Raw genomic sequence first — 21,532 nt, 5'->3', positions numbered from 1 at the left:
TCTGGTATCACTCGTCGAGGAAGGAGCGCAGATGCTCGCTTCGCGTCGGGTGGCGCAGCTTGCGCAGCGCCTTGGCTTCGATCTGACGGATCCGCTCACGCGTTACGTCAAACTGTTTGCCCACTTCTTCGAGTGTGTGGTCGGTGTTCATGTCGATACCGAAGCGCATGCGCAGGACCTTGGCTTCACGGGCAGTGAGGCCGGACAGCACTTCGCGGGTCGCTTCTTTCAGGCTTTCAACGGTTGCAACATCGATTGGCGACTGCATGGTCGAGTCTTCGATGAAGTCGCCCAGATGAGAGTCTTCGTCATCACCGATCGGGGTTTCCATGGAGATCGGCTCTTTAGCGATCTTCAATACCTTGCGGATCTTGTCCTCAGGCATTTCCATGCGTTCGCCCAGCTCTTCCGGGGTCGGTTCGCGACCCATTTCCTGCAGCATCTGGCGGGAAATGCGGTTGAGCTTGTTGATCGTCTCGATCATGTGCACCGGAATACGGATGGTGCGGGCCTGGTCGGCGATCGAGCGAGTGATCGCCTGACGGATCCACCAGGTGGCATAAGTCGAGAATTTGTAACCACGACGGTATTCGAACTTGTCCACCGCTTTCATCAGACCGATGTTGCCTTCCTGGATCAGATCGAGGAATTGCAGGCCGCGGTTGGTGTACTTCTTGGCGATCGAGATCACCAGACGCAAGTTGGCTTCAACCATCTCTTTCTTCGCGCGGCGGGCCTTGGCCTCACCGATCGACATGCGACGGTTGATGTCCTTGATTTCAGCGATGGTCAGGCCGGTCTCGGTTTCCAGCGCGATCAGTTTCTGCTGGCAACGGATGATGTCCGGCTGGACGCGACCAATGGCTTCGGCGTATTTGCTCTTGCCTTTGGCCAGGGCGTCGGACCAGCTTTCGTCGACTTCATTGCCCGGGAACTGACGCAGGAAATCGGCGCGAGGCATACGTGCATCACGTACACACAGTTGCATGATCGCGCGCTCTTGCTGACGCAGACGATCCAGGGCGCTGCGAACACGCTCGACCAAGGCTTCGAATTGCTTCGGCACCAGTTTGATCGGCATGAACAGCTCGGCCAGGGCCAGCAACTCGGCAATCGCTGCCTTGTTGTGACGACCGTGCTTTTTCAGGGCCTTGCGGGTGATTTCCATCTGATCGGACACAGCGCCGAAACGCTGGGCCGCGATGACCGGATCCGGACCGCTTTCGGCTTCTTCTTCGTCATCCGAAGATTCGGCGTCATCGTCGTCGGTATCGTCGTCAGCCTTGGCGGCTTTCGCGTCGATCGGCGGCGGCACTTCGGCAGCCGGCGGCGCAATGCCGTCGTCCGGATCGATGTAACCGCTCAACACGTCGGACAGGCGACCACCCTCGGTGGTGACGCGAGTGTACTCGGAGAGAATGTGGTCAACCGTGCCAGGGAAGTGCGCGATCGCGCTCATCACTTCACGGATGCCTTCTTCGATACGTTTGGCGATTTCGATTTCGCCTTCACGAGTCAGAAGCTCGACCGTACCCATTTCACGCATGTACATGCGCACCGGGTCAGTGGTGCGACCGATATCGGTCTCCACCGCTGCCAACGCGGCGGCTGCTTCTTCCGCAGCCGCCTCGTCGGTATCGGCGTCGGCCAACATAAGGGCGTCCGCATCCGGAGCACTCTCGTGTACGGGGATCCCCATGTCGTTAATCATGCGGATGATGTCTTCCACCTGCTCCGGATCTGAAATATCCTCGGGCAGGTGGTCGTTGACCTCGGCGTAAGTCAGATACTTCTGCTCACGACCCAGTTTGATCAACTCAATAATACGAGACTGCTGTTGCGCTTTTCCGGACATAACACCCTATCCACTGAAGGTCTTGGCGGGCAAAAAACAAGCCGAGGATTATACCTGAGCTATGACCTCACGCGCCAGTTGAGGTCGGGTTTGATGCGGAAACATTGCGACTTAAAAGGTCGCGCAGTTGATTTTTCTCTTCGGCGCTCAGTTCACTTTGACGCGCTTTCCTGAGCAACTGTTCCAGATTTCGCTCGCGTTGGCGGGCTGACAAGCTAGTAATGGTGTCGAAAAACTGTTGTTCAAGGTTTTCTCCGTCAATCAGCCACTCCTTTTCCGCCAGCGCTTTCAACAAGCGACCCTGTTCAGTGCCGTGCCATCGCGCGATCAACTGAAATGAGTTTAGCTTGGGATTCTTCTGTACGGCTTCGAGCAGCGCCACAAGCAACTGTGCGTTGGTCTGATTTTCGTCCGCAATGTGCCCGGCGTCCTCGACGCGCTCGGCCAGTTGCGGGTGATGCAGCAATGTTCGCAGGGCGGTCAGGGTCGGTGATTCGACGCCAATCGGCGTGCGCGGGCGTTGTTGATCGCGATCGCCGCCACGCTTGCCGTTCTTGTCCCAGGGTTTCTTGTCCCATTTCTTGCCGCCGGCGCCGGGTTTCTTCGGCGTCCACTCCTGCTGCGGCACATACATGTCTTGTGCCTGCGGCTGATGGTAGTCGCTGTAATCCGGCATTGCGTCGTAATCGATGCCCGGATCGTAGGCGGGCGGCGCTTCCTGCGGCGCGCTTTGCGCCAGCAGGCTGACGGTTTCGCTGCTCAGACCGGTAATTTCGGTCAAGCGCTGGCGCATCAGGATGCGCAGGTTGGCGCCCGGCACTTTGTCGATCAGCGGCGCGGCGAGGGTGGCCATATGGGCCTTGCCTTCGAGCGAGCGCGGATCGGCTTCCTCGGTCAGTTGCTGGAAGAAATAATCGGCCAGCGGTTGCGCATGTTGGTTGATTCGGGCCTTGAAGGCATCAGTGCCTTCGGCGCGAACCAGGGTGTCCGGGTCTTCGCCTTCGGGCAAAAACAGAAAGCGCGCGCGGCGCCCGTCCTGCAGGCACGGCAATGTTGCTTCCAGTGCGCGCCATGCGGCGTTGCGGCCGGCCTGGTCACCGTCGAAGCAGAACAAAACGTTCGGCACTACCCGAAACAGACGCTTGAGGTGTTCTTCGCTGGTTGCGGTGCCCAGGGTCGCGACGGCATTGCGCAAACCTTGCTGGGCGAGGGCGATGACGTCCATGTAACCCTCGACGACGATGATTTCGTCGAGGTTGCGGTTGTTCTTGCGTGCTTCATAGAGGCCGTAGAGCTCCTGGCCTTTATGAAAGACCGGGGTTTCCGGCGAGTTCAGGTATTTCGGCTTGTCGTCGCCGAGTACCCGGCCACCGAAAGCGATGATGCGGCCGCGGGTATCACGAATCGGGAACATCACGCGATCGCGGAAGCGGTCATAGCGTTTGCCGGTTTCGGCGTTCTCGATCAGCAGGCCGGCGTCGATCATGGCCTTCTGCTGCAAAGTGTCGCTGCTCAAATGCTTGAACAAGTTGTCCCAGCCCGGCGGCGCGAAACCGAGACCGAAGTCCCGGGCGATCTCACCAGTCAGCCCGCGGCCCTTGAGGTAATCCACCGCAGCCTTGCGCGCCGGATGGCTCTTGAGCGCCTGCCGGTAAAAATCGGCGGCGGCGGTGAGCAGCGGGTACAGCGGCGAATCGGTTGGCTGCCGCGGTTTGTGCGGGCGGCCACTTTCTTCGCGGGGGATTTCCATGCCGGCGGCTTTAGCCAGGTCCTCAACCGCCTGGGGAAAATCCAGGTTGTCGTGGTCCATGAGAAAGCCGAGGGCGTTGCCACCGGCGCCGCAACCGAAGCAGTAATAGAACTGCTTGTCCGGGCTGACGCTGAACGATGGGGTTTTCTCTTTATGGAACGGGCAGCAGGCGGTGTAGTTCTTGCCGGCCTTTTTCAGTTGCACACGCGAGCTGACCACGTCGACGATGTCGGTGCGGTTCAGGAGGTCGTCAATAAAGCTCTGGGGAATCAGCCCGGCCATGGCGTTCTCGTCTGCGCTGTAATGAGTCCGATGCGAAGGGCGGCCGGACGCAGGTCTTGAGTGAGGCGCACAAAATGGGCGGCTCGACCGGGTTCGGTTGCGTGATCGCTGTCGGGAAGTGTATCTGCCGAAAAACCACTGACGTTAGTACTCATCAGTTTTCGACTATTTGAAAGTGTTGCGCTGAATCCGCTGACGGCCGATAAATGGCCCCGGATAGCTCAATAAAACGGGCACGCATGCAGGTGCCTTGGGCTGATCGTCGTAAGAGGAATCAGTGGGTGTGCTCGTCAGTAGCCTTGAAAGGCTCGTCAGAAAAGACGTGCACCGCTGGCAAAAGAGCCAGGTCTGACGCGTGAAGCAGATTTGTCTCGGTCGCGTGTGCGGCTTCGACGGTGAAGCATCAAGCGTTTTACGCAAATGCCATTAGCCCGGCTGAGGGCCGGGCTTAGGCAAGAAGCTTGCTACGATCGTCTGTGTATTAGTACAGACGAACGGCGCGGCGCTGTTCGCGCTGAACTTTCTTGGCGTGACGCTTAACAGCGGCTGCTGCTTTGCGCTTACGCTCAGAAGTTGGCTTCTCGTAAAATTCGCGGCTACGAACTTCAGCCAGTACACCGGCTTTTTCGCAGGAGCGCTTGAAACGACGCAGAGCTACGTCGAAGGGTTCGTTCTCTTTAACTTTGACGGCTGGCATCCAGAGCTACCTTCATTCATTACCGGGGTCAACATCCTCGCGGCAAAAGAGCACTTGAAGACGTCGGTTTTTAAGGGTTGCGGATGTTAACCCCTCATCGCTCGGAATGCAAAGCCTCTGATCGAAAACCGCTAGTCGGGGCATCGCATGGCGACTATTATGCGCGCCTTCGAATTCAGCCTAAACAAGGCGCAAACCCATGCTAGTACTGGGATTAGAAACCTCCTGCGACGAAACCGGCGTCGCATTATACGACAGTGAACGCGGCCTGCTGGCCGACGCGCTGTTCAGCCAGATCGACCTGCACCGCGTCTATGGCGGCGTGGTGCCGGAGCTGGCCTCGCGTGACCATGTCAAACGCATGCTGCCCTTGATTCGTCAGGTGTTGGCCGAGGCTGACTGCGTGCCGACCGAGATTGATGCGATCGCCTACACCGCGGGCCCGGGCCTGGTCGGGGCGCTGCTGGTCGGTGCCTCGTGCGCTCAGGCGCTGGCATTTGCCTGGGGCATTCCGGCACTCGGTGTGCACCATATGGAAGGCCACTTGCTGGCGCCGATGCTGGAGCCAAAACCGCCGGAATTTCCGTTCGTCGCTTTGTTGGTTTCCGGGGGGCATACGCAGCTGGTTCAGGTCGACGGCATTGGCCAATACAGCCTGCTCGGCGAGACCCTCGACGATGCTGCCGGCGAAGCGTTCGACAAAACCGCGAAAATGATGGGCCTCAATTATCCGGGCGGGCCGGAAATCGCCAAGCTGGCCGAGAAGGGCGTCGTAGGACGTTTCACCTTCCCGCGTCCGATGTGTGATCGCCCGGGCCTGGATTTCAGCTTCAGCGGCTTGAAGACCTTTGCTCTCAATACCTGGCAGCAATGCGTCAACGCCGGGGACGACAGCGAGCAAGCCCGTTGCGACATCGCGCTGGCGTTCCAGCAGGCCGTGGTGGAGACTTTGACCATCAAGTGCAAGCGCGCCCTGAAACACGCGGGCATGAAGCGTCTGGTGATCGCTGGCGGCGTCAGCGCCAACAAGGCCTTGCGCGCTTCGCTGGAAAAGATGCTCGGCGACATGCAGGGCGATGTGTTCTACGCCCGCCCGGAGTTCTGCACCGACAATGGCGCGATGATCGCGTTTGCCGGTTGTCAGCGTTTGCAGGCCGGTCAGCAGGAAAGTCTGGCGATCAGCGTGCAGGCGCGCTGGCCGATGGAGCAGTTGTCGGCACTGTGATTGGCGGTGCGATTGGCGGTGTGGCTGAGCGGTATTTAAAAATGCCGTTCGCGCCCGGCAAACAGGTCGCGTAGATTGCCGCGGTGGCGCCAGACGATCAGCAATGTCAACGCGCTCATCGGCAGCAGCGCTTCCGGTTCTTGCCACGCGAGTAAGGGCAAGGTCAGGGGCGTGGCGATCAACGCCGCCAGCGAGCTGGTACGGGTCAGGTAGAACGTCAGCAGCCAGGCGCACACCGCCAGCAGCGCGGCGGGTGGATACAGGCCCAACAGCATGCCGGCGGCCGTGGCGACGCCTTTGCCGCCGCGAAAACGGAAATACAGCGGGAACAGGTGACCGATCACGGCGCACACGCCGATCCAGGCCTGATCCTGCAGCGAAAGGCCTGCGGCCGCTGCGATCAGCACCGGTACCAGGCCTTTGCACAGATCACCGAGCAGGGTCAGGATCGCCAGTTTGCGACCGACCAGGCGCAGCATGTTGGTGGCGCCGGCATTACCCGAGCCACTCATTCGCGGATCCGGGTTTCCGGTCAGGCGGCTGAGCAAAATGGCGAAGGACAGAGAGCCGAGCAGGTAGGCGAGAGTCGCCAGTAACCAAAACATGCTAACTATTCCGGGCGAGGACGCCCTGATTCTAACGGCGCATTGCGCCCTTGTCGTGCAGCGGAGAAAAGTGCTTGGACAGAGTGTTTATCGAGGGCCTGGAAGTCGACACCGTGATCGGTGCTTACGACTGGGAGCGGGGCATTCGACAGTGCCTGCGTCTTGATCTGAGCTTCGCCTGGGACAATCGCCCGGCCGCCGCGGGTGACGACCTGACCCTGGCGCTCGATTACGCCAGCGTTTCCACGCGCATCCAGGCGTTTGCCGAGCAATCCCAATATCAACTGGTCGAGACCTTTGCCGAGCGCCTGGTCGAAGTGCTGATGGCCGAATTCAAGATCACCTGGGTTCGCCTCAAGCTGACCAAGCCGGGCGCCGTGCCGGCCGCCAAGGGTGGCGTGGGTGTGGAGATTGAGCGCGGATGTCGCTGACTCAGGTGTACCTCGGGCTCGGTAGCAATATCGAGCGCGAAACCCATTTGCGCGCCGGGCTCGACGCTTTGGCGATGTTTCTGGTGGATATCCGCTGTTCGGCGGTGTTCGAGAGTCAGCCGGTGGGGATAAAGAGCGGGCCTTTCTTCAACTTCGTGGTCTCGGCGCTTACCGATCTGCCCTTGATGGAGCTGGATCGGCGCCTGAAATTCATCGAAGCCGATAACGGTCGCTATGCGCCGGATCGCAAGGGGCTGCCGCTGGATATCGACGTGCTGTTATACGGCGATCTGACCGGTAACTTCGACGGCTTGATCCTGCCGCGTGCCGAAATCCTGAAAAACGCCTTTGTGTTGTGGCCGCTGTCGCTGATTGCGCCGGATCGAGTGCATCCGGGTGTGGGAAAAAGCTTCGCGACGTTGTGGGCCGAGGCGCAGATTGATCAGGTGTTGGCGCCGGTGGCCTTTGAGTGGCGTGGGCAGCAACTGACGTCTTCGGATTTACGTTGAATTAACGGCCGCTTTCGCGAGCAAGCCCACACATTTGGAATGCATTCCCCTTGTGGGAGCGGGCTTGCTCGCGAAGCTTTTCAGGCTGACGCCTTGTCTTTGTAGGCTTTTAGCGCCTTCAGTCGTTCTCGCTTCAGCGCTTCGCCCAGTTCCGGGCCTTTGAATCCCTTCTCCAGCAACGGCTGCACCGCGACTTCCCGCGCAGCCTGGGCAGCGCCGCGTAAATAATCGGCCTGTGGATAACTTCTCTGCTCCAGCCCTTTACGGCCTCGGGCGTCCATTTCGCATGCGCCGATAAACTCTTCAAACCGCTGCGGTCGTCGATACACATCAAAGCTCTGCAACAGCTCCAGCAATGTTGAGGCCTTCAATTCCAGCGCCCGGTGACAGTGGGTGTGGTACTTGCCGACAAGCAAGGCCAACTCCTGACAATCCTTCGGTGCCTTGAAGCGTTCGTTGACCGCTTTGATCAGCTTCAACCCAGTGTGTTCATGGGCGATATGTCGTGGCCACTCTTCTTCCGGCGTCAGGCCTTTGCCGAGGTCATGCAGCAGGCAAGCCCAGCGTACTGTCAGCGGTTGTTTGTGCAGCGCTGATTGCTCCAGAACGCTGAGAGTGTGCAGGCCGGTGTCGATTTCCGGGTGATGCACTTCCGGTTGTGGCACGCCAAACAGCGCGTCGACTTCCGGCATCAGTTCTTTCAGTGCGCCGCAATCGCGCAGCACCTGGATGAATACCTGCGGCTGATCTTCCATCAGTGCGCGGGAGATTTCTTTCCAGCTGCGTTCGGCGGTCAGCGCCTGCAGTTCGCCGGACTCGCTGAGCTGGCGCATCAGTTCCAGTGTTTCTGGTGCGACAGTGAAGCCAAGACTGGCATAACGGGCAGCAAAGCGCGCAACGCGCAGCACGCGGAGCGGATCTTCGGCGAATGCGGGGGAAACGTGGCGCAGGATGCGCGCTTCGAGATCGCGTTGCCCATGATAGGGATCGGTGAGGTTTTGCTGGTCGTCCTCGGCCATTGCATTGATGGTCAGGTCGCGGCGGATCAGGTCTTCTTCCAGAGTGACTTCGGGGCTTGCGTGAAAAGTGAACCCGCCATAACCGCGACCGCTTTTGCGTTCGGTGCGGGCAAGGGCGTATTCCTCGCCGGTTTTCGGGTGAAGGAATACCGGAAAATCCGCACCCACGGGGCGAAAGCCCTGGGCGAGCATTTCCTCAGTGGTCGCGCCCACCACCACCCGATCAACGTCGGTGACCGGTATACCCAGCAAGCGATCGCGTACCGCACCGCCAACCTTGAAAATCTGCATAAAAAACCTCCGTTAGCCCGACAGGATAACCCTTGTGTCGGACTTTCGGAGGTCAGAACCGCATCTAGAGATGAATCACGGCCAGGTCGAGTCGACCGTAATCACCCTCGCTGTGTTCACTTCGCGGCGGTACGTGGTGAGTTTTCATGATCTGGTCGCCCTGAAGGGTTTCCAGGTGAATGTCGAAGCCCCACAACCGGTGCAGATGTTTCAGTACCTCGTCGGTGGAATCGCCCAAGGGTTTGCGGTCATGTTGCTGGTGACGCAGGGTCAGCGAGCGGTCGCCGCGGCGGTCGATGCTGTAGATCTGCACGTTTGGTTCGCGGTTGCCGAGGTTGTACTGCGCGGCCAGGGTTTCGCGGATGATCCGGTAACCGGTTTCGTCGTGGATCGCTGGCACCAGCAAATCGTCCTTCTGGTCGTCATCGAGGATGCTGAACAGCTTCAGGTCGCGGATCACTTTGGGTGACAGGTACTGGAGGATGAAGCTCTCATCCTTGAAACTGCTCATGGCGAATTTGATGCTCGACAGCCAGTCGGAACCGGCGATGTCCGGAAACCAGCGCCGGTCTTCCTCGGTCGGGTTTTCGCACATGCGTCGGATGTCGCGATACATCGCAAAACCCAATGCGTAGGGGTTGATCCCGTTGTAGTAAGGGCTGTCGAAGCCTGGCTGGAACACCACGCTGGTATGCGAGGTGAGGAATTCCATCATGAACCCGTCGGTCACCAGGCCCTCGTCGTACAGGTCGTTCATCAGGGTGTAGTGCCAGAAGGTGGCCCAGCCTTCGTTCATCACCTGCGTCTGACGCTGTGGATAAAAATACTGGGCGATCTTGCGCACGATCCGCACGATCTCCCGTTGCCACGGCTCCAGCAACGGCGCGTGCTTCTCGATGAAATACAGGATGTTTTCCTGCGGTTCGGCGGGGAAGCGGGCGTTGTCCTTGTCGCTGTATTTGTCCGCGCCTTTGGGGATGGTGCGCCACAGATCGTTGATCTGCTTTTGCATGTGCTCTTCGCGATCCTTCTGCCGCCGGCGTTCTTCCTCGGCGGAAATCGGGTAAGGGCGTTTGTAGCGGTCGACCCCGTAATTCATCAGCGCATGGCAGGAGTCGAGCAGGTCCTCCACCGCATCGATACCGTGGCGCTCCTCGCATTGCATGATGTACTGCTTGGCGAACACCAGGTAATCGATGATCGAACTGGCATCGGTCCAGGTGCGGAACAGGTAATTGCCCTTGAAGAAACTGTTATGGCCATAGCACGCGTGTGCCACCACCAGCGCCTGCATGCAGATGGTGTTTTCTTCCATCAGATAGGCAATGCACGGATCCGAGTTGATCACGATCTCGTAGGCCAGTCCCATCTGGCCGCGGCTGTAGGATTTCTCGGTGCTGAGGAAGTGTTTGCCGTAGGACCAGTGGTGATAGCCCAGGGGCATGCCGACCGAGGCATAGGCGTCCATCATCTGTTCGGCGGTGATCACTTCGATCTGGTTGGGATAGGTGTCCAGGGCATAGCCGGCCGCAATCCGGGCGATTTCGCGGTCGTAGGCCTGGATCAGCTCGAACGTCCATTCGGAGCCGGTGGAAATGGGTTGGCGTTTCTGCTCTTTGGCGGTCATGTCACTAACCTGCGCTGGAAGAGTTCACGGAAGACCGGATAGATATCCCCGGCCGAGACCAGTTGCTGCTGGGCAAACGTGTCGGAAAAGGCTTCGGCGATGCGTTCGTATTCGTACCAGAGGGCCTGGTGTTCGCGCGGGGTGATCTCCACATAAGTGTAGTACTGCACAAACGGCATGATCTGATTGATCAGGATGTCGCGGCAGATCGGCGAGTCATCGTTCCAGTTGTCGCCGTCGGAAGCCTGCGCGGCGTAGATATTCCATTCGTTGCTCGGGTAGCGCTCGGCCATGATCTCCTGCATCAGCTTCAGGGCGCTGGAGACGATGGTGCCGCCGGTTTCCCGCGAGTAGAAGAACTCTTCCTCGTCCACTTCCCGGGCGCTGGTGTGATGGCGGATGAACACTACGTCGATCTTGTCGTAGTTCCGCTTGAGGAACAGGTACAGCAGGATGAAAAAGCGTTTGGCGATGTCCTTGGTCGCCTGGGTCATCGAGCCGGACACGTCCATCAGGCAGAACATCACCGCTTTCGAGCTGGGGTTGGGTTGCTTGATCAGCAGGTTGTATTTCAAGTCGAAAGTATCGAGGAACGGCACGCGGTGAATGCGCGCGCTGAGTTTCTCGATTTCCGCTTCGAGTTCCTGAATATCGCCGAAGTTGTCCGGCTCTTCGCGCTTTAATCGCGCCAGTTCCTCTTTGGCCTCGCGCAGTTTGGCACGGCTGCTGCCGGACAGCGCAATGCGCCGGGCGTGGGCCGAGCGCAGGGTGCGGATGATATTGATCCGTGACGGGTTGCCCTCGTTGCTGATCCCCGCGCGCACGGTCTTGAAGGTGTCGGTACCGCTCAGGTTGCGTTTCACCAGATTCGGCAGTTCAAGGTCCTCGAACATGAACTCGAGGAATTCCTCCTGGGTGATCTGGAAGACGAATTCGTCCATGCCCTCGCCGGAATTGCCAGCCTTGCCGGGACCGCGTCCACCGCCGCCCCCCGGAGGCCTGGCGATGTGTTCGCCAGCAGTGAATTCCTTGTTGCCGGGATGAACCACGGTCTGCTTGCCGCCGCGACCGTGGTGAAGCACCGGTTCGTCGATATCGCGACCGGGAATGCTGATCTGTTCGCCGTGTTCCATGTCGGTGATGGAACGGCGGCTGACTGCCTCTTCGACAGCCTTCTTGATGTGATCACGGTAACGCCGCAGGAAGCGCTGGCGGTTAACCGTGCTCTTGTTCTTGCCATTGAGACGTCGGTCGATCACATAGCTCATACGTGGCCCTCCGGGCAGCTTCAAGTTGTGAGCTGCGAGCCGCAAGTAGAAGCACAGCGTTCACATGCTTTTTTCTTGCAGCTCGTAGCTTGAAGCTTGTAGCTGTTTTACTGCGATTTCCGGACCCGTAGGTACCATTCGGACAGAAGTCTTACCTGTTTGTCGGTGTAGCCGCGTTCGACCATTCGAGTAACGAAGTCGTTGTGTTTCTGTTGATCCTCTTTGCTCGCCTTGGCATTGAAGCTGATGACTGGCAGCAGGTCTTCGGTGTTCGAGAACATTTTCTTCTCGATGACCACCCGCAGTTTCTCGTAGCTGAGCCAGGTCGGGTTCTTGCCGTTATTGTTGGCCCGAGCGCGCAATACGAAGTTGACGATCTCGTTGCGGAAATCCTTCGGATTGCTGATGCCCGCCGGTTTCTCGATTTTCTCCAGCTCTTCGTTCAGGGCGACACGGTTGAGAATCTCGCCGGTCTCCGGATCGCGGTATTCCTGATCCTGGATCCAGAAGTCCGCATACAGCACGTAGCGGTCGAAGATGTTCTGCCCGTATTCGCTGTAAGACTCCAGATAAGCGGTCTGGATCTCCTTGCCGATGAACTCGATATAACGCGGCGCCAGGTATTCCTTGAGGTAGCGCAGATAGCGCTCGCGGGTCTCGGCCTGGAACTGTTCCTGCTCGATCTGTTGTTCCAGCACATACAACAGGTGCACCGGGTTGGCGGCGATTTCATGCGGATCGAAGTTGAACACCTTGGACAGAATCTTGAACGCGAAACGGGTCGAGAGACCGTTCATGCCTTCGTCGACGCCCGCCGAATCGCGGTATTCCTGGATCGACTTGGCCTTTGGATCGGTGTCCTTGAGGTTTTCCCCGTCATAGACGCGCATCTTCGAATAGATGTTGGAGTTTTCCGGTTCCTTGAGGCGCGACAGCACGGTGAACTGCGCCAGCATCTTCAGAGTGTCGGGGGCGCAGTGGGCTTTGGCCAGCGAACTGTTGAACAGCAATTTGTCGTAAATCTTCACCTCGTCGCTGACCCGTAGGCAGTACGGCACTTTGACGATGTAGATCCGGTCGATGAACGCTTCGTTGTTCTTGTTGTTGCGGAAGGTGTGCCACTCCGATTCGTTGGAGTGCGCGAGCAGGATCCCGGTGAACGGAATCGCCCCCAGCCCTTCGGTACTGTTGTAGTTGCCTTCCTGCGTGGCGGTCAGCAATGGGTGCAGCACCTTGATCGGTGCCTTGAACATTTCGACGAATTCCATCAGGCCCTGGTTGGCCCGGCACAGCGCACCGGAGTAGCTGTAGGCGTCGGCGTCGTTCTGTGGGTATTCCTCGAGTTTGCGGATGTCGACCTTACCGACCAGCGCCGAGATGTCCTGGTTGTTCTCGTCGCCCGGTTCGGTCTTGGCCACGGCGATCTGGTTGAGGATCGACGGATACAGTTTGACCACACGGAACTGGCTGATGTCGCCACCGAATTCGGCCAGGCGTTTGGTCGCCCACGGCGACATGATGGTGTTCAGGTAGCGCCGCGGGATGCCGAAGTCTTCCTCGAGGATCGCGCCATCTTCGGTGGCGTTGAACAGACCCAGAGGCGATTCGAATACCGGCGAGCCCTTGATCGCATAGAAGGGCACTTTTTCCATCAACTGTTTCAGCTTCTCGGCCAGGGACGATTTACCGCCACCGACGGGGCCGAGCAGGTAGAGGATCTGTTTCTTCTCTTCCAGGCCTTGGGCGGCATGGCGGAAATACGAGACGATCTGGTCGATGCATTCTTCCATCCCGTGGAAGTCTTCAAAGGCCGGATAGCGACGAATCACCTTGTTGGAGAAGATCCGCGACAGCCGCGAGTTGGTCGACGTGTCGAGCAGCTCGGGTTCGCCGATGGCCATCAATAGACGCTCGGCGGCGGAAACGTAAGCGCTGCGGTCCTTTTTGCACAGCTCCAGGTACTCCTGCAGCGAGAGTTCTTCCTGGCGTGTGGACTCGAAGCGTTGTTGGAAGTGGCTAAAGATACTCATGACGTCACCTCGCTCGATACGTGGAGCCGACGCCGGATCACTCAGTCGATGCTGGCAAGCAGCCGTGGTGGCTGCCTGTTTACCCCCCAGAACACTTTCGCGGTCGACAACCTTGAAAGTCACTCCCGATGACCCGTGCGCCGGTGTACCGGCTCTCCCCTGTTTTGGATGGCCTGGGCTTAAGGATAGTTGGGAATTCGGGAGGTAAAGGCGAGATACGTAATTAGTTGTGGCAGACCGTTCGTCTGCCCCGCGCAGGCCCACGGCAGCCGGGGCCTGCACGTGACAAAAAAATTATTCGGCGGCGCCTTGCGCGGTTTCCGACGGATAAGTCGTACGCCACAACTCAAAGCCACCGTCCATACTGTAGACGTCGGAGAAACCCTGACTGATCAGGTAGGCGGCCGCGCCCTGGCTGGAATTGCCGTGGTAGCAGACGACAACGGTCGGTGCATCGAGGTCGGCGCCTTGAATGAAGGCGTGCAGCGAGTGGTTGTCCAGATGCTTCGAACCGCTGATATGCAGGGTGGCAAAAGTTGCAGGATCACGGACATCGACCACGACTGCGCCTTGCTCACGCAGGGCATGGGCCTGTTCCGGGGGGATTCGTTTGAATTCGCTCATGGCGGGTTCCTGTAGCTCGGCAGAGTGCGCAGTCTAACGCGGGGCGCTGACTGGTGGAGTTTCGGGGATAAGTGGTGCGACTGATGGCGCAAGCCCGCCGTGTTCATCGCATTTGCATGACACGCGCTCGCCGCTGTCGACGTTCATCAGGGTCAGGCTGCCGCCCCAGACACAACCGGTGTCCAGTGCCGAGATGCCCGGTTCACGGACATCGCCTTCCAGCGCGGCCCAGTGGCCGAAAATGATGCGCAGACCGCGGGTCTTGCGCTCTTTGTGCTGGAACCATGGCTTATAGCCGGGCGGGGCAGTGTCGAGACCTTCCTTGCTCTTGAGGTCGAGCTTGCCCTCGGCGGTGCAGAAGCGCATGCGGGTGAAATAGTTGGTGATGACGCGCAGGCGGGTCACGCCCGTGAGCTCGCTGTCCCACTTCGCCGGCTCATTGCCGTACATGCCATCGAGATACAGCGGAAACAGGTTGTCGTCACGCAGTGCCGCTTCGGCCTCGGCCGCGTACTTCAGGGCCTTGCGCAAGGACCACTGCGGTGGGATGCCTGCGTGCACCATGGCTACTTCGCGTTGTTCGTCGTAGTGCATGAGTTTCTGCTGGCGCAGCCACTCGAGCAGATCGGCTGCGTCGGGGGGTTCAATGATCTCGCGCAGGGTATCGGACTTCTTCAGGCGCTCAATGTTGTTGGCTGCAGCGAGCAGGTGCAGGTCATGGTTACCCAGTACGCAAACCAGCGAATCGCGCATGCCGTAGAGAAAACGCAGGGTTTCCAGCGATTGCGGGCCGCGGTTGACTAGGTCGCCGACCAGCCACAGCCGATCGAGCTTCGGGTCGAAAGCCACTTGCTTGAGCAGACATTTGAGCGGTTCGAGGCAGCCTTGCAGGTCGCCGACGGCGTACGTCGTCATCAGTGCAGGGCTCCGGGGACGGCGAGGCGGAAAGGTTTGATGATCGCGTCGAAATGTTTACCGTCATCGGCGACCATTTCGTAAGTGCCCTCCATGGTGCCGACCTTGGTGGTCATCACCGTGCCGCTGCTGTAGGTGTGGCTTTTGCCAGCCTCGATCAGCGGTTGCTGGCCGACGACGCCAGCGCCGCGAACCTCTTCGACATGCCCGTCACCGTCGGTAATCACCCAATGTCGTGACATCAGCTGGGCAGGGCGCTCGCCATTGTTCTGCACGGTGATGGTGTAGGCGAAGGCGAAGCGGTTGTGCTCGGGTTGCGATTGTTCTGCCAGGTAGCGGGTAACGACACTGACGTCGACCTGATAACGAGAATCGGACATGCAAAAGGGCCTTAAGCAAAGCGGACGCGAGGCGTAGCTGATGGGGAATCAGTCTAGGCAAGTATCGGGCAGTAAACCAGAGTGGCGGCCTGCCCGATAGCGTTCATCGCCGGTCAGTCGGCGGCGGGGGCGGCAGGAACCTGCTCGGCGAGCTTGTCGGCCAGGCGCACGAATGCGGCCAGGTCCAGTTGCTCGGGGCGCAGGCTGCCATCGACGCCGGCGGCTTCGATCTCGGCAGCGGTCATCAATTGCTTTAGGGTGTTGCGCAGGGTCTTGCGACGCTGGTTGAAGGCTTCGCGAACGACGCGCTCGAGCAGGCGATGATCCTTGGCCGGGTGCGGCAGTACCGCGTGCGGCACCAGACGGACGATGGCCGAGTCGACCTTCGGCGGCGGGTTGAACGCGCCCGGGCCGACGTTGAACAGGTGTTCCACACGGCAGTGATATTGAACCATGATCGACAGACGACCCCAGTCCCCGCCACCCGGGCCTGCGGCCAGGCGCTCGACCACTTCCTTCTGCAGCATGAAGTGCATGTCGCGAATGATGCCGGCGTTGTTCAGCAGGTGGAAAATCAGCGGCGTTGAGATGTTGTACGGCAGGTTGCCGACCACGCGCAGGCTGTTCGGCGCAGCGTTGAGGGTGTTGAAGTCGAACTTCAGCGCATCGCCCTGATGCAGGTTGAAGTTGCTCTTGCCGGCAAACTGCTGGTTGAGGATCGGGATCAGGTCCTTGTCCAGTTCCACCACGTCGAGCTGCGCACCGGAGTTGAGCAGGCCAGCGGTCAGCGCGCCCTGGCCCGGGCCGATTTCCAGCATGCGGTCGCCGGATTTGGCACTGATGGAGCGCAGGATGCGGTCGATGACGCCGGCGTCGTGCAGGAAGTTCTGGCCAAAGCGTTTGCGCGCCTTGTGTTGGTATTGCTCGGTCATAAACGGGTCTCGGCCATCTGGTAGGCGGTTTCCAGGGCGACCTGCAGGCTGCCGGTGTCGATCTTGCCGCTGCCGGCCAGATCCAGGGCGGTGCCGTGATCGACCGAGGTGCGGATGATCGGCAGGCCAAGGGTAATGTTGACTGCGGCGCCGAAGCCTTTGTACTTCAGCACGGGCAGGCCCTGGTCGTGGTACATCGCCAGCACTGCGTCGCAGTGCTCCAGATATTTGGGGGTAAACAGAGTGTCGGCAGGCAGCGGGCCACGAAGGTCCATGCCCTCGCCGCGCAGGCGCTCTAATGTCGGTTCTATGATGTCGATTTCTTCATGGCCCAGGTGTCCACCTTCGCCGGCGTGCGGGTTGAGTCCGCAGACCAGGATACGTGGCCGGGCGATGCCGAATTTTTCATGCAGGTCGGCGTGCAGAATCCGCGTGACCCTTTCCAGCCGCTCCGGCGTAATTGCATCGGCAATCTCGCGCAGGGGCAGGTGAGTGGTGACCAGGGCTACGCGCAAACCGCGAGTAGCGAGCATCATCACCACTTGGGCGGTATGGGTCAGGTCAGCGAGAAACTCTGTGTGACCGGAGAACGCGATGCCGGATTCATTGATCACGCCTTTATGTACAGGGGCGGTGATCATCCCGGCGAAGTCGCCGTTCAGGCAGCCGTTGCCGGCGCGGGTCAGGGTTTCCAGAACGAAGGCAGCGTTGGCCTTGTCCAGTTGCCCGGCAACCACGGGAGCGCTCAGCGGGGTGTCCCAGACGTACAGGCTGCCGGCCGCTGCTGGCGCATCCGGCCATTGACCGGGTGCCACTTCCAGCAAAGTGACGGCCAGCCCCAGCTGCGCGGCCCGCTCGGTGAGCAGGTCGCGGCTGGTGATGGCAATCAGGGGGTGTGGCTGGGCTTGCGAGGCGAGCAGCAGGCACAGGTCGGGACCGATGCCGGCCGGTTCGCCGGGTGTCAGCGCGAAACGCTTGGGTTTCACTGCGCTGCCTGGTCTGCACCAGGGAGTTTGATTTCTACGTAGGCTTCTTCACGAATCTGACGCAGCCAGTTTTGCAGCTCTTCATCGTATTTTTTGTTGCGCAGAACATTCATTGCCTGTTGCTCGCGAGCCGACTCGGTGCTGTCGGTGGCGCGGCGGCCAAGGACTTCCAGTACGTGCCAGCCGTACTGAGTCTGGAACGGCTTGGACAGCTGACCTTGTGGGGTCTTGGCCATCACTTCGCGGAATTCCGGTACCAGTGCGTTCGGGTCGATCCAGTTCAGGTCGCCACCGTTGAGCGCCGAACCCGGGTCTTCGGAGTAGTTCTTCGCCAGTTCAGCGAAGTCTTCACCGGCCAGGATGCGATCATACAGCGACTGTACCAGGGCCTTGGTCTTGGCTTCGTCACGGATCGGGCTTGGCTTGACCAGGATGTGGCGCACATGCACCTCATCACGCATCTGCGCTTCGCCACCACGTTTGGCCAGCAACTTGAGGATGATGAAACCACCCGGAGTGCGTGCAGGCTGAGTGATGTCGCCAACCGCCATGCTGCTCAACTCGCGGTCGAACGGCGGTGGCAGTTGCGCAGCTTTACGCCAGCCCATGTCGCCGCCTTCCAGGGCGTTGTCGCTGCCGGATTTGGCAACGGCCATCTGACCGAAGTCGGCGCCTTGCTTGAGCTTCTGGTAAACGTCCATCGCCTGACGGTAAGCGCTCTGAATCGCATCAGAGTTGGCGCTTTCCGGCGTCGGGATCAGGATGTTGGCCAGGTGCAGTTCTTCGGACAGTTGCATCTTGCCCAGGTCGGAGGCGAGGAAGTTCTTCACTTCCTGCTCGGAGACCTGGATGCGCTCTGCCACACGGCGCTGACGCACACGGCTGATGATCATCTCGCGCTTGATCTGGTCACGGGCGTCGTCATAGGACAAACCGTCGTGTGCCAGGGCGGCGCGGAATTGATCCACGGTCATGTTGTTGCGCTGGGCAATGGTGCCGACCGCCTGGTTCAGCTCTTCATCGGTAATGCGGATGCCGGAACGCTCGCCGATCTGCAGTTGCAGGTTTTCGACGATCAGGCGCTCGAGCACCTGCTGATCCAGCACGCCCGGAGGCGGCATGCCGCCGCCACGCTTGGCGATGGTCTGCTGAACTTCGTGGACGCGCTGGTCCAGTTGGCTCTGCATGACCACGTCGTTATCAACGATCGCGACCACTTTATCGATGGACTGTACTGCGGCGTTGGCCGCAGTACCCAGGAACAGCGCGCCCAGCAGCAGCGGGCGCAGAGAATCAGAAAGCTTGGTCTTCACGTTGACGATAACCTTGGATGCCTTTGTCGAGGAAGCTCTCTACCTTGGCGCCAGTCAGGCCGCCGAGTCCCTTCAGAACAATTTGGAGGAAGACGCCGTGGTCGCCTTTTTCGTTTTGCGGAGCTTCCTGACTGAATTCGTCGTAGGAAACCCAGTAACGGTTGATCAGGCGCAGTTTCCAGCAGCAGTTGTCGTATTCGAAACCACCGAAGGCTTCCAGCGTACGGTTGCGGTTGTAGTCGTACTGCCAGCGGCTGATCGCGCTCCACTGCGGAACGATTGGCCAGATGACCGAGAAGTCATGCTGCTGGATCTTGTAGTAGTCCTTCACGTAGCCAGGCTGGCCCGGGGTGCCATAGTCACCGCCACCAACGGCCCACTTACCGGTGTTCTGGTCGTAACGGATCTGGTCGTTGCGATAGCGATAACCGACGTTGACCACCTTGTTCGGGTTGTCTTCAGGCTGGTAATGGAACATCGCGCTGCCGGAACGCGGGCTGCGACTGTCCGGATCCCAGTTGTAGTCGGCAGTGGTGCGCCAGTCACGGTTCCAGCGATATTCGTATTCCAGAGCGTACGGTGATACGTCGGATTGGGCGTCTTTACGATCGTTGAACGCGATGCCTGGCAGTTGTACTTCACGATCCTTGAAGTAGTAAGCCTGGCCGACGCTGATGCGCTGACGCTCGAAACCGTCGTCTTCGATCCAGCGGCTGGTCACACCCAGCGACAGCTTGTTCTCGTCGCCGACGCGGTCGGAGCCGGAGAAGCGGTTGTCACGGAACAGCGATGCGTAGTTGAAGGTGTATTCACTGGTATCGAATACCGGAATGTCTTCCTGATCGACCTTCGGTACATACAGGTAGAACAGACGCGGTTCCAGAGTCTGGCGATAGTTCTTGCCGAAGTAGGACGTGTCGCGGTCGAAGTACAGGCCGCTGTCGACGCTGGCGATCGGTACGCCGCGGTTCTGGTTGCTGTCGAAGGTGCCGTTGAGTTTGTCCGACTCGGGACTTTGCGCAGCAATCTGCGACTTGCCGGTGCCGTCCAGATCCAGTTGATACTGGGTGTACTGGTACTTGAGCGATGGCTTGAGGAAGCCATAAGTCCAGTTCATCGGGAGGCTGACACCCGGTTTCAGGTTCAGTCGATCGCCGTTTGCACGGGCCAGACCCTGGATGTTGTTGTCCAGGCGAGGCTCGATAGTACCGTCTTCGTTCACGAAGTTGCCGTCTTTCAAGTCACGATCAAAGCGCACCAGCTCGGTCTCGTAATCGAAATTCAAACCTTCCGGATGGTACGGCAACTGACCATTGAAGGTGATCTGCGGCAGGCGACCGTACGGCGTGACGTTCGAAACGGTAGCCAGTTGATACTGCTGAGCATTCAGGCGTGCGGTATAGCTGTCACCGCGGTAGGTCACCGAACCCTGCTGGTTCACGTAGTCAGCACTCTTCACGCCGATCTGATCAGTGGTCAGATCCTGGAAGTAATACGGATCGCTGATCTTGGTGTAGTCGACCTGAGTCATCACACGGGAGTCGAGACCGCCCTTGTGCTGCCAGTTGTACATGTAGCGATTTTTTTCGTAATCGGACTGCTTGCTGCGATCGGTATCTTCGTCGTTCAGATACGCCGCACCAAACTGGCCTTCGCTGGACTTGGTCAGGTAACGGAACTCGCCTTCGACCAGCATGCCGCGCTTGCTCATGTAACGCGGGTACAACGTGGCATCGTAGTTCGGCGCCAGGTTGAAGTAGTACGGGGTCACCAGCATGAAGCCGGTATCGCTGCCGGTGCCGATGGTCGGCGGCAGGAAGCCCGATTGACGACGATCGTCGATCGGGAAGTAGATGTACGGCGTGTACAGGATCGGAATGTCCTTGACCCGCAGTGTCACGTTGGTCGCGGTACCGAAGCCGGTGGCAGGGTTCAGGGTGATGTTGTTGCCCTTGAGCTGCCAGGCGTTGCTGTTCGGTTCGCACGTGGTGTACGTGCCGTCCTTCAAGCGAATGATCGCGTTTTCGGCACGCTTGGCGTACAGCGCGTTACCGCGGATGCGCGATTTGTGCATCACGTATTCGGCGTTGTCGACCTTGGCTTCACCGGTGTCGAGCTGCACATCGGCGTGGTCGCCGACGATCAGTGCGCCGTTGTCGCGAATGCGCACGTCGCCATTGAGTTCGGCGCGGCTCTCGGCCTGATACAGGCTGGCCTCGTCGGACTCGACCTGCATGCTGCCCTGACGCAGGACCACGTCGCCGGCCAGCGTACCCACCTGATCTTCGGTGTTGTAGCGCGAGGCCTTGGCGCCAATAAAGGTCGGTGCGTCACTTTTATTCGTCTTGTCATTCATGCCAGGACGAATTGGTTCGATATAGGAACCAGAGCAGTAAGGACCGGTCTCGGCCAATTGGGCGGCGGTGAGCTTCTCGCGCGGAACCCAGTCGAGGTGACTGTAGTCTTCGCTACGGGATTTCAGGCCGCGGCCTTTGGCTTCGGTGACCAGCACAGGCTTGGCGCCGGTGTCGGATGTGGAACCGTTCTGGGTCGGGGCTTCGCCGGCGGCGCTGACAGCGCTGCCGTCATGCACCGGACGCGGCGGCAATGCAGCTGCCGGCGTCTTGGGCGCACACGCCCAGCCACCCGTTGCCGAGACGGCGCAGTCATACTGCTCGGCGGCAACAACGAATTGACTGGCCAGAGGTTGCATAGCCAGCAGACTGCCGGTTACCAACAACGGAAATTTTTTACGAAACGCGGGGGATTTCAATGCCATCTTATTAGTCCGGG

At 59.4% G+C, this 21,532-nt stretch carries 18 protein-coding genes; 3 read left to right on the top strand and 15 right to left on the bottom strand.

The annotated features are described in order from the left end of the window. Positions 1-7 precede the first annotated feature (7 nt). From rpoD to rpsU, 3 genes are all read right to left on the bottom strand, one after another. The gene (rpoD, locus tag QRN61_RS00255; protein WP_027610709.1) at positions 8-1,855 is read right to left on the bottom strand and encodes an RNA polymerase sigma factor RpoD; all 1,848 of its coding nucleotides are present in this window, start codon (positions 1,853-1,855) and stop codon (positions 8-10) included. A 67-nt stretch (positions 1,856-1,922) separates the two neighbouring features. Continuing rightward, the gene (gene dnaG / locus QRN61_RS00250; RefSeq protein ID WP_285372967.1) at positions 1,923-3,887 is read right to left on the bottom strand and encodes a DNA primase; all 1,965 of its coding nucleotides are present in this window, start codon (positions 3,885-3,887) and stop codon (positions 1,923-1,925) included. Between the two features lie 481 nt (positions 3,888-4,368). Next, positions 4,369-4,584, bottom strand: coding sequence for a 30S ribosomal protein S21 (gene rpsU, locus QRN61_RS00245; RefSeq protein WP_002551877.1), 216 nt, complete (start codon positions 4,582-4,584; stop codon positions 4,369-4,371). Between the two features lie 199 nt (positions 4,585-4,783). On the opposite strand from rpsU, the gene tsaD reads away from it, so the two are divergent. Beyond that, on the top strand, positions 4,784-5,809 hold the full coding sequence (tsaD, locus tag QRN61_RS00240) for a tRNA (adenosine(37)-N6)-threonylcarbamoyltransferase complex transferase subunit TsaD (RefSeq protein WP_027610710.1): 1,026 nt from the start codon (positions 4,784-4,786) through the stop codon (positions 5,807-5,809). A 35-nt stretch (positions 5,810-5,844) separates the two neighbouring features. Here the strand turns inward: tsaD and plsY are convergent, their stop codons facing one another. Then, complete coding sequence (gene plsY, locus QRN61_RS00235) at positions 5,845-6,414, bottom strand: glycerol-3-phosphate 1-O-acyltransferase PlsY (protein WP_027610711.1); 570 nt, start codon at positions 6,412-6,414, stop codon at positions 5,845-5,847. 74 nt (positions 6,415-6,488) lie between these two features. Here plsY and folB point away from each other — a divergent pair, with 74 nt between their 5' ends. Continuing rightward, complete coding sequence (gene folB, locus QRN61_RS00230; protein ID WP_003228857.1) at positions 6,489-6,845, top strand: dihydroneopterin aldolase; 357 nt, start codon at positions 6,489-6,491, stop codon at positions 6,843-6,845. After that, positions 6,836-7,354, top strand: a complete 519-nt coding sequence (folK, locus tag QRN61_RS00225; RefSeq protein ID WP_285372966.1) for a 2-amino-4-hydroxy-6-hydroxymethyldihydropteridine diphosphokinase — start codon at positions 6,836-6,838, stop codon at positions 7,352-7,354. Before folB ends, folK begins: the two co-directional genes overlap by 10 nt. Positions 7,355-7,434: 80 nt before the next feature. Here folK and QRN61_RS00220 read toward each other — a convergent pair whose 3' ends face one another. The 11 genes from QRN61_RS00220 to QRN61_RS00170 all read right to left on the bottom strand — a co-directional run bounded on the left by QRN61_RS00220 (position 7,435) and on the right by QRN61_RS00170 (position 21,518). After that, positions 7,435-8,664, bottom strand: coding sequence for a multifunctional CCA addition/repair protein (locus QRN61_RS00220; RefSeq protein ID WP_285372965.1), 1,230 nt, complete (start codon positions 8,662-8,664; stop codon positions 7,435-7,437). A 64-nt stretch (positions 8,665-8,728) separates the two neighbouring features. Next, the gene (locus tag QRN61_RS00215) at positions 8,729-10,291 is read right to left on the bottom strand and encodes a SpoVR family protein (RefSeq protein WP_003228850.1); all 1,563 of its coding nucleotides are present in this window, start codon (positions 10,289-10,291) and stop codon (positions 8,729-8,731) included. Continuing rightward, positions 10,288-11,559, bottom strand: coding sequence for a YeaH/YhbH family protein (locus QRN61_RS00210; RefSeq protein WP_003228849.1), 1,272 nt, complete (start codon positions 11,557-11,559; stop codon positions 10,288-10,290). The genes QRN61_RS00215 and QRN61_RS00210 overlap by 4 nt, the downstream gene beginning before the upstream one ends. A gap of 107 nt (positions 11,560-11,666) precedes the next feature. Next, entirely contained in the window at positions 11,667-13,589 is a 1,923-nt protein-coding gene (locus QRN61_RS00205; protein ID WP_003228848.1) for a PrkA family serine protein kinase, read from the bottom strand. 294 nt (positions 13,590-13,883) lie between these two features. Continuing rightward, on the bottom strand, positions 13,884-14,213 hold the full coding sequence (glpE, locus tag QRN61_RS00200) for a thiosulfate sulfurtransferase GlpE (protein ID WP_285372964.1): 330 nt from the start codon (positions 14,211-14,213) through the stop codon (positions 13,884-13,886). 33 nt (positions 14,214-14,246) lie between these two features. Further along, positions 14,247-15,128, bottom strand: a complete 882-nt coding sequence (locus QRN61_RS00195) for a symmetrical bis(5'-nucleosyl)-tetraphosphatase (RefSeq protein ID WP_285372963.1) — start codon at positions 15,126-15,128, stop codon at positions 14,247-14,249. Continuing rightward, positions 15,128-15,508: a Co2+/Mg2+ efflux facilitator ApaG/CorD gene (gene apaG / locus QRN61_RS00190; protein ID WP_027610717.1), complete on the bottom strand. Its 381-nt coding sequence runs from the start codon at positions 15,506-15,508 to the stop codon at positions 15,128-15,130. The genes QRN61_RS00195 and apaG overlap by 1 nt, the downstream gene beginning before the upstream one ends. A 113-nt stretch (positions 15,509-15,621) precedes the next feature. Then, entirely contained in the window at positions 15,622-16,440 is an 819-nt protein-coding gene (gene rsmA, locus QRN61_RS00185; protein ID WP_027610718.1) for a 16S rRNA (adenine(1518)-N(6)/adenine(1519)-N(6))-dimethyltransferase RsmA, read from the bottom strand. Further along, positions 16,437-17,426 carry a 4-hydroxythreonine-4-phosphate dehydrogenase PdxA gene (pdxA, locus tag QRN61_RS00180; RefSeq protein WP_285372961.1) on the bottom strand — a complete coding sequence of 330 codons (990 nt, stop codon included), beginning with the start codon at positions 17,424-17,426 and terminating at the stop codon, positions 16,437-16,439. The genes rsmA and pdxA overlap by 4 nt, the downstream gene beginning before the upstream one ends. Continuing rightward, complete coding sequence (gene surA, locus QRN61_RS00175) at positions 17,423-18,739, bottom strand: peptidylprolyl isomerase SurA (protein ID WP_183785569.1); 1,317 nt, start codon at positions 18,737-18,739, stop codon at positions 17,423-17,425. The genes pdxA and surA overlap by 4 nt, the downstream gene beginning before the upstream one ends. Beyond that, positions 18,720-21,518: an LPS-assembly protein LptD gene (locus QRN61_RS00170; protein ID WP_285372960.1), complete on the bottom strand. Its 2,799-nt coding sequence runs from the start codon at positions 21,516-21,518 to the stop codon at positions 18,720-18,722. The genes surA and QRN61_RS00170 overlap by 20 nt, the downstream gene beginning before the upstream one ends. Positions 21,519-21,532: the final 14 nt, after the last annotated feature.

The organism is Pseudomonas sp. lyk4-TYG-107 (genome assembly GCF_030209055.1).
Taxonomy (GTDB): Bacteria; Pseudomonadota; Gammaproteobacteria; order Pseudomonadales; family Pseudomonadaceae; genus Aquipseudomonas; species Aquipseudomonas putida_A.
The sequence above is the reverse complement of the archived record's forward strand: the minus strand, read 5'-3'. Positions and strand labels throughout refer to the sequence as shown.

Bases quoted from the DNA above. Each gene is read 5' to 3' on its own strand.
- QRN61_RS00170 (WP_285372960.1), bottom strand. From the start codon at position 21,518: ATGGCATTGAAATCCCCCGCGTTTCGTAAAAAATTTCCGTTGTTGGTA.
- rpsU (WP_002551877.1), bottom strand. From the start codon at position 4,584: ATGCCAGCCGTCAAAGTTAAAGAGAACGAACCCTTCGACGTAGCTCTG.
- folK (WP_285372966.1), top strand. From the start codon at position 6,836: ATGTCGCTGACTCAGGTGTACCTCGGGCTCGGTAGCAATATCGAGCGC.
- rpoD (WP_027610709.1), bottom strand. From the start codon at position 1,855: ATGTCCGGAAAAGCGCAACAGCAGTCTCGTATTATTGAGTTGATCAAA.
- glpE (WP_285372964.1), bottom strand. From the start codon at position 14,213: ATGAGCGAATTCAAACGAATCCCCCCGGAACAGGCCCATGCCCTGCGT.
- QRN61_RS00215 (WP_003228850.1), bottom strand. From the start codon at position 10,291: ATGACCGCCAAAGAGCAGAAACGCCAACCCATTTCCACCGGCTCCGAA.
- dnaG (WP_285372967.1), bottom strand. From the start codon at position 3,887: ATGGCCGGGCTGATTCCCCAGAGCTTTATTGACGACCTCCTGAACCGC.
- QRN61_RS00210 (WP_003228849.1), bottom strand. From the start codon at position 11,559: ATGAGCTATGTGATCGACCGACGTCTCAATGGCAAGAACAAGAGCACG.
- tsaD (WP_027610710.1), top strand. From the start codon at position 4,784: ATGCTAGTACTGGGATTAGAAACCTCCTGCGACGAAACCGGCGTCGCA.
- apaG (WP_027610717.1), bottom strand. From the start codon at position 15,508: ATGTCCGATTCTCGTTATCAGGTCGACGTCAGTGTCGTTACCCGCTAC.
- QRN61_RS00195 (WP_285372963.1), bottom strand. From the start codon at position 15,128: ATGACGACGTACGCCGTCGGCGACCTGCAAGGCTGCCTCGAACCGCTC.
- plsY (WP_027610711.1), bottom strand. From the start codon at position 6,414: ATGTTTTGGTTACTGGCGACTCTCGCCTACCTGCTCGGCTCTCTGTCC.
- rsmA (WP_027610718.1), bottom strand. From the start codon at position 16,440: ATGACCGAGCAATACCAACACAAGGCGCGCAAACGCTTTGGCCAGAAC.
- QRN61_RS00205 (WP_003228848.1), bottom strand. From the start codon at position 13,589: ATGAGTATCTTTAGCCACTTCCAACAACGCTTCGAGTCCACACGCCAG.
- QRN61_RS00220 (WP_285372965.1), bottom strand. From the start codon at position 8,664: ATGCAGATTTTCAAGGTTGGCGGTGCGGTACGCGATCGCTTGCTGGGT.